The 11,997-nt window shown below is 59.2% G+C and carries 12 protein-coding genes; 2 read left to right on the top strand and 10 right to left on the bottom strand.

All coding sequences use genetic code 11. From position 1 onward, the window contains the following. Positions 1 to 75: 75 nt before the first annotated feature. The 7 genes from AB4O41_RS17250 to zur form a co-directional block, all read right to left on the bottom strand. The gene (locus AB4O41_RS17250) at positions 76 to 849 is read right to left on the bottom strand and encodes a MetQ/NlpA family ABC transporter substrate-binding protein (RefSeq protein WP_460144058.1); all 774 of its coding nucleotides are present in this window, start codon (positions 847 to 849) and stop codon (positions 76 to 78) included. A 60-nt stretch (positions 850 to 909) separates the two neighbouring features. Continuing rightward, entirely contained in the window at positions 910 to 1,584 is a 675-nt protein-coding gene (locus tag AB4O41_RS17245; RefSeq protein WP_123500528.1) for a methionine ABC transporter permease, read from the bottom strand. Then, entirely contained in the window at positions 1,584 to 2,591 is a 1,008-nt protein-coding gene (locus tag AB4O41_RS17240; RefSeq protein ID WP_460144057.1) for a methionine ABC transporter ATP-binding protein, read from the bottom strand. Before AB4O41_RS17240 ends, AB4O41_RS17245 begins: the two co-directional genes overlap by 1 nt. Before the next feature lie 277 nt (positions 2,592 to 2,868). Further along, positions 2,869 to 3,585: a PA5502 family lipoprotein gene (locus tag AB4O41_RS17235; RefSeq protein ID WP_007902852.1), complete on the bottom strand. Its 717-nt coding sequence runs from the start codon at positions 3,583 to 3,585 to the stop codon at positions 2,869 to 2,871. A 37-nt stretch (positions 3,586 to 3,622) separates the two neighbouring features. Then, entirely contained in the window at positions 3,623 to 4,411 is a 789-nt protein-coding gene (gene znuB, locus AB4O41_RS17230; RefSeq protein ID WP_460144056.1) for a zinc ABC transporter permease subunit ZnuB, read from the bottom strand. Further along, the gene (znuC, locus tag AB4O41_RS17225) at positions 4,404 to 5,189 is read right to left on the bottom strand and encodes a zinc ABC transporter ATP-binding protein ZnuC (RefSeq protein WP_008007978.1); all 786 of its coding nucleotides are present in this window, start codon (positions 5,187 to 5,189) and stop codon (positions 4,404 to 4,406) included. The genes znuB and znuC overlap by 8 nt, the downstream gene beginning before the upstream one ends. Next, positions 5,189 to 5,671: a zinc uptake transcriptional repressor Zur gene (gene zur, locus AB4O41_RS17220; protein WP_007902861.1), complete on the bottom strand. Its 483-nt coding sequence runs from the start codon at positions 5,669 to 5,671 to the stop codon at positions 5,189 to 5,191. Before zur ends, znuC begins: the two co-directional genes overlap by 1 nt. Positions 5,672 to 5,737: 66 nt before the next feature. On the opposite strand from zur, the gene AB4O41_RS17215 reads away from it, so the two are divergent. After that, positions 5,738 to 6,658, top strand: coding sequence for a zinc ABC transporter substrate-binding protein (locus tag AB4O41_RS17215; RefSeq protein ID WP_460144055.1), 921 nt, complete (start codon positions 5,738 to 5,740; stop codon positions 6,656 to 6,658). A 119-nt stretch (positions 6,659 to 6,777) separates the two neighbouring features. On the opposite strand, the gene AB4O41_RS17210 is transcribed toward AB4O41_RS17215, so the two are convergent. Further along, the gene (locus AB4O41_RS17210; RefSeq protein ID WP_460144054.1) at positions 6,778 to 7,728 is read right to left on the bottom strand and encodes a homoserine kinase; all 951 of its coding nucleotides are present in this window, start codon (positions 7,726 to 7,728) and stop codon (positions 6,778 to 6,780) included. Between the two features lie 59 nt (positions 7,729 to 7,787). Then, positions 7,788 to 8,075 carry a DUF2782 domain-containing protein gene (locus AB4O41_RS17205; RefSeq protein WP_008076254.1) on the bottom strand — a complete coding sequence of 96 codons (288 nt, stop codon included), beginning with the start codon at positions 8,073 to 8,075 and terminating at the stop codon, positions 7,788 to 7,790. A 74-nt stretch (positions 8,076 to 8,149) separates the two neighbouring features. Between AB4O41_RS17205 and polA the strand changes: the two genes are divergently transcribed. Next, positions 8,150 to 10,918 carry a DNA polymerase I gene (gene polA, locus AB4O41_RS17200; protein WP_460144053.1) on the top strand — a complete coding sequence of 923 codons (2,769 nt, stop codon included), beginning with the start codon at positions 8,150 to 8,152 and terminating at the stop codon, positions 10,916 to 10,918. 299 nt (positions 10,919 to 11,217) lie between these two features. Here the strand turns inward: polA and yihA are convergent, their stop codons facing one another. After that, the gene (gene yihA, locus AB4O41_RS17195; protein WP_123720064.1) at positions 11,218 to 11,859 is read right to left on the bottom strand and encodes a ribosome biogenesis GTP-binding protein YihA/YsxC; all 642 of its coding nucleotides are present in this window, start codon (positions 11,857 to 11,859) and stop codon (positions 11,218 to 11,220) included. Between the last annotated feature and the right edge of the window lie 138 nt (positions 11,860 to 11,997).

Here is an 11,997-nt window from a genome sequence, read left to right as displayed (position 1 = left end):
CTCCCACAAGGTCGATGTTTCAGGCAAAAAAATGGGGCGCATTCAATGCGCCCCATTTTTCGTTAAAGCTTCAAATCAGAACGCCGGCAATACCGCGCCTTTGTACTTCTCGAGAATGAAGGCTTTCACTTCCGGGCTGTGCAAGGCAGCAACCAGTTTTTTCATTGCTTCACTGTCCTTGTCGTCCGGACGGGCAACGAGGATGTTCACGTACGGCGAGTCGCTGCCTTCGATGACCAGCGCATCCTTGGACGGATCGAGCTTGGCTTCCAGCGCGTAGTTGGTGTTGATCAGCGCCAGGTCGACCTGAGTCAGCACGCGCGGGATGGTCGCGGCTTCCAGTTCGCGGAATTTCAGGTCCTTGGTGTTCTCGGTAATGTCCTTCACGGTCGACAGGATGTTGTTCGAATCCTTCAACTTGATCAGGCCAGCCTTCGCCAGCAGCAACAGCGCACGACCACCGTTGGTGGCGTCGTTCGGGATCACCACGTTGGCGCCGCCCGGCAGCTCGGTCAGCGCTTTGTACTTGCTGGAGTAAGCGCCCAGCGGCTCCAGGTGCACGCCGGCAACGCTGACGAGATTGGTGCCCTTGGCTTTGTTGAACTCATCCAGGTACGGCTGGTGCTGGAAGAAGTTGGCGTCCAGACGCTTCTCGGCCACCTGCACGTTCGGCTGGATGTAGTCGGTGAAAACCTTGACGTTCAGGTTCACGCCTTCTTTGGCCAGGGCCGGTTTAACGAACTCGAGGATTTCCGCGTGAGGCACCGGAGTGGCCGCGACGGTCAGCGTGTCGGCAGCGTGTGCGGAAAAGGCTGCAACGGCAGCGAACGCGACGAGTAGTTTTTTCATTCAGCTAACTCCTTGTGAGGCGCCCGTTTGGCGCCTGCCAGCGAATGGCCGGCTCATGACTTATTTACGTGAGAAGTGGACAACCAATTTGTCGCCAACGGTTTGCAGCACTTGAACCAGCATCAGCAGCAACACCACCGTCACAACCATCACATCCGTCTGGAAACGCTGGTAACCGAAACGGATCGCCAGGTCACCCAGGCCGCCAGCGCCGACCACACCGGCCATTGCCGTGTAGGACACCAGTGTAATCGCTGTCACCGTAATCGCCGCGAAGATGCCCGGGCGGGCTTCTGGCAGCAAGGCATTGATGATGATCTGACGTGTCGTCGCGCCCATGGCCTGGGTCGCCTCGATGATGCCCCGATCCACTTCACGCAGGGCGGTTTCCACCAGTCGCGCGAAGAACGGCGTGGCACCCACCACCAAGGGTGGAATCGCACCGGCGACACCCAGGGAGGTGCCCGTGATCAACACAGTGAACGGAATCATCACGATCAGCAAAATGATGAATGGCAGCGAGCGCAGAATGTTCACCACCAGCGACAGCATTGCGTAGACGCCTTTGGCTTCCAGCAATTGGCGCGGGCTGCACAGGAACAACAGCACGCCCAGCGGCAATCCCAAAAGCACGGTGAACAACAGCGAACCGCCGAGCATCAGCAGGGTGTCGCCGGTGGCCAGCCAGATTTCGTACCAGTCGATATTGGAAAAGAAACTCATCAAGACTTCCATCAGCGCAGCACCTCCATGTGGACGTCAGCTGCAGTGAAGTGCGCAAATGCCGCTTCCATGTCGCCACCGGTGACGGCCAGGGTCAATTGCCCGTAAGGGACGTCTTTGATGCGATCGATACGACCCGCCAGGATGCTGTAGTCCACGCCCGTTTCCCGGGCAACGGTACCCAGCAACGGCGCGTAGGTCGCTTCGCCCTGGAAGGTCAGACGCACGATGCGCCCCGGTACATGAGCGAAGTCGTCGCGCTGTTCGCTTTCGTCGATTTGCTCGTCTTCCTGCACGAAGCGCTTGGTGGTCGGGTGCTTGGGGTGCAGGAACACCTCGGCCACCGAACCTTGCTCGACGATCTTGCCGGCATCCATCACCGCCACCTGATCGCAGACCCGACGGATCACATCCATTTCGTGGGTGATCAGGACGATGGTCAGTTTTAGTTCGCGGTTGATCTCGGCCAGCAGTTGCAGGACCGACGCCGTGGTTTGCGGGTCCAGGGCACTGGTGGCTTCATCGCACAGCAGGATTTTCGGTTTGGTTGCCAGGGCGCGGGCGATGCCGACACGCTGCTTCTGACCACCAGACAGTTGCGCCGGATACTTTTTCGCATGGTCAGACAGGCCAACCCGCGCCAGCAACTCCGCCACACGCCGGTCGATTTCGCTACGGGACAGTTCACCGGCGAGGGTCAGCGGCAGCGCGACATTGTCGGCCACGGTTTTGGACGCCAGCAGGTTGAAGTGCTGGAAAATCATCCCGACCTGCTGACGGAAGCGCCGCAGGCTATTGGCGTCCAGCGCGGTGACTTCTTCGCCATCGACGATGATCTTGCCGCCACTGGCGTTTTCCAGGCGATTGATCAGACGCAGCAGGGTACTTTTTCCCGCGCCCGAATGGCCGATCAGACCAAAGACCTGACCATTCTCAATCGTCAGACTGGTCGGATGCAGGGCGGGAATATCCTTACCGGCGACGCGGTAAGTTTTGTGGACGTTTTGAAACTCGATCACGTAGCGAACCTTGTGGGCGCGTTAGAAAAGGATCAGCGGTTAGCCGGGCGCGCATTTTAGCCTGTCCGTATAGAGGTTATTAGCATTTATTCCGCATTGAACCTTCCATTTGGCAATAAGGCGATCAAAGGTAGGGAGCCTAAAGGCCAAGGCGGTTCCGGCTGGAGGATCTTTTTCGAAGGGGAGGACGCCTTCGCGGGCGAGCCTCGCTCCTACCAGTTTTAATGTCGTTCGTTGATCGCCAAACCTGTAGGTGCGAGGCTTGCCCGCGAAGCTTTTAAGGCTTGCGCGGACTCAAAACCATCTGCGCCGGAATGTTGCGCAGAATCTGCTTCTCCAGTTTTAGATCAAACTCCGAATCCAGCTTCTTCACCCGTTTGGTCAGCAACGTGGCCAGCCAAGGGTAATCCTGGGTGCGCGGAGCCTGAATGCTCACGTCGCACTGATAATTCACCACATCGGCGGCGATGGCATCCAGTTGACGGCGAAGCTTGCTCATATCGGTGAGGTTCAACGCCACCGTGGTGCTTTCAGCCGTCGGGTCGATGACTTTGGCCTGCGGTTTGGCTTCGGCAGCCTTGAGAGCCGCTTCGGCTTTATCCAGTTCAGCCTTGCGCGCATGGACAATGGCGCTGTTGACGCCACCGGTCAGCGCCGGAGCCTTGGGCATCAATACCCGGGCACGGCTGAGTGCAGTGGCTGCGGCATTCACATCGCCTTTTTGCAACACGATCTGGCTACGCAGCAAATAAGCTTCGGCCAATTGCCGCTGGTATTGCTCGAGGGATTGATCGTTGGGCGACTCGGCCTGCAAGGCTGCCAATTGTCCTTCGGCGGTGGCCAGTTCGCTGCTGGCCAGGCTTTGTTCCAGCTGTGCGATAGCCGTGGCCCGCGCATCGGGAGCCTCGGTGGCCGCCGGTGGCGTGCTTTGGCAAGCGCCCAGCAGCAGCGAAAATGCGACAAGGAGCAGATAACGGGAGGCGAACAGCTTCATTCCTGCGACTCTCTATTTGCGCAAAAAACGAGCAAGTCTACACCCCTCGACGGGGCAGGACAAAACTCAGCAGAAACAGCGCGGCGGCCATCACCACAATCGACGGGCCGGCCGGGGTGTCCTTGAACCAGGACAACGCCAGCCCGCCACACACCGCGAGCATGCCCAGCAGGCTCGCGCCCAGTGCCATCTGCTCCGGCGAGCGGGCGTGACGCTGTGCCGCAGCCGCCGGAATAATCAGTAACGAAGTAATCAGCAACACGCCAACGATTTTCATCGCCACCGCAATCACCACAGCGATCAGCAACATCAGGGCCAGACGCAACGCCGCCACTGGCAAACCTTCCACTTTAGCCAGCTCTTCATGCACCGTGATTGCCAGCAAAGGTCGCCACAACGTGACCAGCAAGGCCAGCACCGCCGCGCTACCGCCGAGGATCCAGGCCAGATCAGTCGGGCTGATCGCCAGCAAGTCGCCGAACAGATAGGCCATCAGGTCGATCCGCACTTCATGCATGAAGCTTAGTACCACCAGGCCAAGCGAGAGCGTGCTCGGTGCGAGAATTCCCAAAAGCGTGTCGGACGCCAGTGGCTGCCGTTGTTGCAATGTCACCAGCAATACCGCCAGCAACAAGCAGCCTACCGTGACGGCAACGGTCGGGCTGACATCCAGCAGAAAACCCAGCGCCACACCGAGCAGTGCGGCGTGGGACAGGGTGTCGCCGAAATAGGCCATGCGCCGCCAGACCACGAACGACCCCAACGGGCCCGCGACCAGCGCCAGGGCCAGACCTGCAAGCAGGGCAAAGAGCAGAAAATCAGCCATGCTTGCAGCTATCTCCGTGAACGTGGGTAGGGGCCGACGGGGCCGCGCTGACCACCGAGCCATGCAGGTCGTGGGCATGGTCGTGGTGGTGGTGATAAATCGCCAGGCTTTGTGCGTTTTTTCCGAACAACTCGACGAATGCCGGATCGCCGCTGACCTGCTCGGGATGTCCGGAGCAGCAGACGTGGCGATTCAGGCACACCACCTGGTCGGTGGTGCTCATCACCAGATGCAGATCGTGAGAGACCATCAAAACACCGCAACCATGCCGGTCGCGCAAGCGTGTAATCAGGCTGTAGAGCTCGGCTTGACCGGCCACATCGACGCCTTGCACCGGCTCATCAAGCACCAGCAATTCCGGCTCGCGCAGCAATGCCCGCGCCAGCAGCACTCGCTGCATTTCGCCACCGGAAACACTTTGCACCGGGCTGTCGATGACCTGTTCGGCACCGACTTCCTTGAGAGCGGCCAAGGCGCGAGCGCGGTCCACGCCCGGCACCAGACGCAAGAAGCGCAGCACCGAAAGCGGCAGGGTTGGGTCGACATGGAGTTTTTGCGGCATGTAACCGACGCGCAACTTCGGCTTGCGCCAGACGCTACCGCTGTCCGGTTTCAGCAGACCGAGCACTGCGCGCACCAGCGTGGTTTTGCCGGCACCGTTAGGGCCGATCAAGGTGACGATCTGCCCCGGTTCGACGCTCAGCTCGATGTTGTCCAGCACGTTTTGCCCGGCAAAGGTGACAGCCACCTGCTCGAGGCGAATCAGCGCGTTGCTCATCAAGCCCCCTGACAACCCGAGCAGAGACCGATCACTTCAACGGTCTGTGCCTCGACGATAAATCCGACATCTTTGGCGCTATTGATGATCGCGTCGCTGATGGATTTCTGTTCGAGTTCGATGGCGGCGTGGCATTCGCGGCAGATCAGGAACTGGCCCTGGTGAGCGTGTTCCGGGTGATTGCAGCCGACGAAGGCGTTCAGCGAGGAGATGCGGTGTACCAGTCCGTTTTCCAGCAGGAAATCCAGCGCGCGGTACACGGTTGGAGGCGCGGCGCGGCGGCCGTCCTGCTCACTGAGCACCGCCAGAATGTCGTATGCCCCCAACGGTTTGTGGCTTTGCCATACCAGTTCAAGCACCCGACGACGCAAAGCGGTCAGACGCAGCCCCTGACGTGCGCACAAGGCATCAGCCTCAGACAATGCGCTATGCACGCAATGAGAGTGGTCGTGGGGACGGCTGGCAATCGGTGTTTTAGGCATGAGCGGCGACGAGTTTTGTGAGAGACGTTATTATGTTACCCGTTCTCGCCTCTTCGAGTGGTCATCGTGTCCCGACTTTTTTCTATCTTTGTCGCATTTGTCGCCAGTTTTCTGCTGATCGGCTCGGCTCAAGCCGAGGTCAAAGTCCTCACCAGCGTCAAACCCCTGCAGCTGATCGCCGCAGCGGTGCAGGACGGCGTAGCGGTTCCGGAAGTCTTGCTGCCGCCCGGCGCCTCGCCCCATAACTACGCCTTGCGCCCTTCCGACGTACGGAAAGTGCAATCGGTGGATCTGCTGTACTGGATCGGCCCGGACATGGAAGGTTTCCTGCCTCGCGTACTGAAAGGTCGTACGTTGCCCAGCGTCGCGGTGCAGGATTTGCCTGGTCTGAAACTGCGACACTTCGCCGAAGATAACCATTCCCACGCCGAAGAAGCCAACGAGCATGACCACGATCACCGCCCCGGTAGCCTGGATGCACACTTGTGGTTGTCACCGATCAACGCCCGAGTGATCGCCAGCAAAATGGCCGCCGATCTGAGCGCCGCCGATCCGGCCAACGCGGCGCGCTACCAGAGCAACCTCAAGGCGTTCGATGAGCGTCTCGATGCTTTGGACCTGCGCCTGAAGGCTCGCCTGGCGGGTATTGCGGGCAAGCCTTACTTCGTGTTCCACGAAGCCTTCGACTACTTTGAAGACGCTTACGGCCTCAAGCACACCGGCGTGTTCAGTGTCGCTGCCGAAGTGCAGCCCGGTGCCCAGCACGTGGCAGCGATGCGCACGCGGTTGCAGGAAGTCGGCAAGACCTGTGTATTCAGTGAACCTCCGTTGCGCCCGCGCCTGGCAGAAACCCTGGTGGCCGGGCTGCCGGTGAAACTGGCGGAGCTGGATGCGCTGGGCGGGTACACGCCAGCGACCGCTCAGGGGTATGAGCAGGTATTGGAAAAGCTGGGGAATGATTTGGCGGGGTGTTTGGAGTCGCTGTAGTTCCGAAAATTGTGTCGCCCCATTCGCGAGCAAGCCCGCTCCCACATTGAATCTCCTGTGCACACAAATCCTGTGACCGACGGAGATCGAATGTGGGAGCGGGCTTGCCCGCGATGCTTTTAGAGGGCGAACGGCAACGGCGTACTGACCTTCTGCCGTTGCGTCAGCCGCAACTGAAACTCCATCGGATCGTGAATCAACACGTCCTGCCCGGCGAAAGACTCCGCTGCGATCAACCGCGACAACCAGAACCGTACGCAAGCCACGCGCAGCATGGTCGGCCATAGCTCGGCTTCGGCAGCGGTAAACGGTCGCAGCGCGGCGTAAGCCCCCAGCAATGCCCGCGCCCGAGCGCCATCAAGCTGCCCTTGTTCGTCCGAACACCAATCGTTCAAGGCAATCGCCACGTCATAGAGCATCGGCCCCGAACAGGCGTTGTAGAAGTCGATCAACCCGGTCAGGTGCGTACCTTCGAACATCGCATTATCGCGGAACAGGTCCGCATGGATGTTGGCGCGCGGCAGCGCCAGAATTTTCGTCTTCTGTTGTGTGATTTCATCCAGCGCCCGTTGCAGCAAATCGCTTTGCTCGGCATTCAGATGCGAAAGCAACTGCGTGCCCTCCTCCAGCATCCAGTCCAGGCCGCGATCGGTTTTGCGTTTGATCATGTTGGCCTGGGTCGCCAAGTGCAAATGAGCCAGCAGTTCGCCGACCTGAGCGCAATGCTGCGCGTTGGCGTCCTTGATGTGTTTTCCCGCCAGACGTGGCTGCAACAGCGCGGGTTTGCCGGCCAGCTCGCGCAAGGCGACGCCGTCGGTGGTGCGCAGGGCATAAGGCACCGGCAGGTCGGCGTCGTGCAGCACGTCGAGCAGCTCGATGAAGAACGGCATCTCCTGCACCGGACCACGCTCGATCAGGGTCAGGACAAATTCGCCCTGCTCCAGGCTGATAAAGAAATTGGTGTTTTCGCTACCGGCGGCGATCCCCTGGAAATCAAGCAGGCGGCCAAGCCCGTAAGGGGCGAGAAAGGTTTCCAGCTCGGGCCGAGCCAGGGGGGTGAACACAGACATGGTTAAAACTGCCAGTACGGGCGCCGCGACTGCCGGCGCCGATTTAAGTTAGGAGCGGTTTACCACTCGAATATTTTCCATGACGGAATCAGCATATCCGGCTGGTCCGAGCGGATGAAGTTACCGTCCGAGCCATCAGCGCGCACCAGGAAATACGGTTTACCGACTTTCGGGGTCACCTTGATGGCATACAAAAAACCATTTTGCCGATATTCCTGAATGGTTTTGTCACCTTCAGTGCGGATTGTTACATCCGGGTCCGCCGAGGGCGCGTCGTCCGCCGCCATGACAGCCAATGGAGTGATTGCAAACAAGCCAGCCAGCAACAAGCGATTTAGTGTGCGCATGATAACCTTGTCCCTTTGTCGTCAACGGTCCCGCTATTCTAGCGCCGGACCCGCCGAAAAGGTTGATCCTGCTCATGAGCCAAGCCCCCCTCGTCCTGGTGGACGGTTCTTCTTATCTGTACCGCGCCTTTCACGCGCTGCCACCGCTGACCACGTCCAAAGGCCTGCCGACCGGAGCGGTCAAGGGCGTATTGAACATGCTCAAGAGTCTGCGCAAGCAGTACCCGGACAGCCCGTTTGCCGTGGTGTTCGATGCCAAGGGCGGGACGTTTCGCGATGCGATGTTCGCCGAATACAAGGCCAATCGCCCAAGCATGCCCGACGACATGCGGGTCCAGATCGAGCCGCTGCACGCCAGCGTCAAGGCCCTGGGCTTTCCATTGCTGTGCGTGGACAACGTTGAAGCGGACGACGTGATCGGCACCCTGGCTCGCAGCAGCGCGGCCGCCGACCGCCCGGTGGTGATCTCCACTGGCGACAAGGACATGGCGCAACTGGTCGACGGGCACATTACCTTGGTCAATACGATGACTGGTAGCGCGCTGGACGTAGAAGGCGTGAAGGAGAAATTCGGCGTCGCTCCCGAGCAGATCATCGATTATCTGGCACTGATGGGCGATTCGTCCGACAACATTCCGGGCGTTCCAGGTATCGGTCCGAAAACCGCTTCCGGCCTGCTGGTCGGCGTGAACGGTGGCCTGACCGAGCTCTATGCACAGCTCGACATCGTCCCGACCCTGCCGATTCGCGGCGCCAAAACCCTGCCGGCCAAGCTCGAAGAGCATAAGGAGATGGCGTTCCTCTCCTATCAACTGGCAACCATCAAGATCGACGTACCGCTGGACATCGGTCTCGATGACCTGCAAATGGGCAAGCCGGATCACGACAAGCTCGCCGAGCTTTACACCCTGCTGGAATTCAAAAGCTGGTTCGAAGAGAACCAGCGCGACGCGAAGCGATCGGGCCAGGACATTGTCGAGGTCATCCAGGAACAACCGGGTGCCGCCGAAGCGAAGTACGAAACCATCCTCGACCAAAAGCACTTCGAGGCCTGGTTGGACAAGCTCGACAAGGCGCCGTTGATCGCCTTCGTCACCGAAACCAACGGCAGCGATGCGCAACATGCACAACTGGTGGGCCTGTCGTTTTCCGTCGCAGCCAACGAAGCGGCCTACATTCCGCTGACCCATTCCTACATGGGCGTGCCGGAACAACTGGATCGCGACACCGTGCTGCTGGCGTTGAAGCCGCTGCTGGAAAACCCGAATAAGCTGAAAGTCGGCCAGCACGCCAAGTTCGAAACCAATATCCTCGCCAACTGCGCCATCGGTGGCGATCAGAGCAACGGGATTGTTGTTCAGGGTATTGCCTACGACACCATGCTCGAGTCTTACGTCCTGGACTCGACGGCCACCCGTCACGACATGGACAGCCTGGCGCTCAAGTACCTGGGCCAAAGCAAGACCGACATTCAAGAGATTGCCGGCAAAGGCGTCAAACAGCTGAGCTTCGATCAAATCTCTCTTGAGCTGGCGGGTCCCTATGCCGCCGAAGATGCCGACGTCACCTTTCGGTTGCATCTGGCATTACAGGAAAAACTGGCGGCAACGCCAAGCCTGGGCAAAGTGCTCAACGAGATTGAAATGCCGCTGATGCCGGTTCTGGCCCGTATCGAGCGCCAGGGCGCGCTCGTGGATGCCAACCTGCTGGGCATCCAGAGCGTCGAGCTGGGCGAGAAACTGGTCGCCCTTGAACGTGAGGCGTTCGCCATTGCCGGTGAAGAATTCAATCTGGGTTCGCCGAAGCAACTGGGCGTGATCCTCTACGAAAAGCTCGGTTTGCCCGTACTCAGCAAAACCGCCAAGGGCCAAGCCTCGACGGCCGAAGCGGTATTGGCCGAGTTGGCCGAACAGGACTACCCCCTGCCCAAGGTGCTGATGCAATACCGCTCGCTGAGCAAGCTCAAGAGCACCTACACCGATCGTTTGCCAGAGCAGATCAACGCTCGCACGGGGCGCATTCATACGTCTTACCAGCAAGCCGTCGCCGCCACCGGACGTTTGTCGTCCATCGACCCGAACCTGCAGAACATTCCGATTCGCACTGCCGAAGGTCGCCGGATTCGTCAGGCGTTCGTCGCGCCGAAAGGCTACAAGCTGCTGGCCGCGGACTATTCGCAAATCGAACTGCGGATCATGGCGCATCTGGCCAAGGACGAAGGCTTGCTGCACGCCTTCCGCAACAACCTCGATGTACACCGGGCAACGGCCGCAGAGGTGTTTGGCGTCGAACTGGATGCAGTCACTAATGATCAGCGTCGTAGTGCGAAAGCCATTAACTTCGGTTTGATCTACGGCATGAGCGCGTTTGGCCTGGCCAAGCAGATCGGCGTTGACCGCAAACAATCCCAAGCCTACATCGACCGCTACTTCGCTCGTTATCCCGGCGTGCTGGAGTACATGGAGCGCACACGCGCCCAGGCCGCCGAGCAAGGTTTCGTCGAAACCATCTTCGGCCGTCGTCTGTACTTGCCGGAAATCAACGCGAAAAACCAGGCACTGCGCAAAGCTGCCGAGCGCACGGCAATCAACGCCCCGATGCAAGGCACGGCGGCGGACATCATCAAGAAAGCCATGGTAACGGTGGATAACTGGCTGACATCGTCAGGCCTGGACGCCAAAGTCATCTTGCAGGTACACGATGAATTGGTGCTCGAGGTGCGCGAGGACCTGATCGACCAGGTGCGTGAGGAGATTCGCGTGCACATGAGCAGCGCCGCACAACTGGATGTACCGCTTCTGGTCGAGGTAGGCGTAGGTAACAACTGGGATGAAGCGCACTGATCGGCTGAAAGACGCCTGTGCTGCGGCCTTATGCCGCAGCACAAAATAACGAAGGACTATAGTGCGGAAAATGACATCGATTATTTCCAATGGTTTTTGAAAATAGTCTGAACTAAATCCGTGAACCGCCACTCAGAGATACTGAATGGCTGGTGAAGCCCTTCGATGCTCCTATGTTGTGTTAAGTGTTGGCAGATATCTGGACCCCGCCCTAGCGGTCCGGAGCTTGAACCCCGGAACTTCTCCCTCCCCATATGAAGTCCGGGGTTTTTTTTGCCAGCAGATTTGTCTGGAGAGCTTTACTCGGCAGTCTCAGCGCCCTTGTCCGCCAACTCCATCCAGCCCGCCAGAACTGTGTAGGCGTCTTCCAGGCCCATTCGTTTCGGTGCCGAAAATAGCTGGATAGTGATCGTATCGCCCCAGCCCTTGCGGATTTCCGCCTGAACCTTCAGCAGCGCGTTTTTCGCCGCGCCGTAGGTCAGCTTGTCTGCCTTGGTCAGCAAAATATGCATCGGCATGCCACTGGCGATGGCCCAATCGAGCATCAGCAGGTCGAAATCGGTCATTGGATGACGGATGTCCATCATCAGAATCAAACCTTTCAAACTCTCGCGACCACCCAGATAGGCTTCCAGGTGACGCTGCCAGTGCAGCTTCAACGGGATCGGTACTTTCGCGTAACCGTAACCCGGCAGGTCGACCAGACGGCGTTCATCGTCTAGCTTGAAGAAGTTCAACAACTGCGTGCGACCCGGAGTTTTCGAGGTCCGCGCCAGGCTGGCGTGTGTCAGGGTGTTCAACGCGCTGGACTTACCGGCGTTGGAACGCCCGGCGAAGGCCACTTCAAAGCCTTCGTCGTCGGGGCATTGATCGACTTTGGCGGCGCTGAGCATAAAGGTGGACTGTTGGCACAGGCCGAGGATGGGGTTCTTGAGTTGCATGGGATTTCCGATGTGGGCGGCGCCGGGAATGGACGCGGCAAGCAGTGTCGTTTCCGTTTCAGTGACGCCAGTATATAATGCCGCAGATTTTGTGTGCGCTTTGTCCCAGCGTAGGATGAAGTTCACGAGAGCGATTGA

It is taken from the genome of Pseudomonas sp. S2_A02, assembly GCF_054668495.1.
The sequence above is the reverse complement of the archived record's forward strand: the minus strand, read 5'-3'. Positions and strand labels throughout refer to the sequence as shown.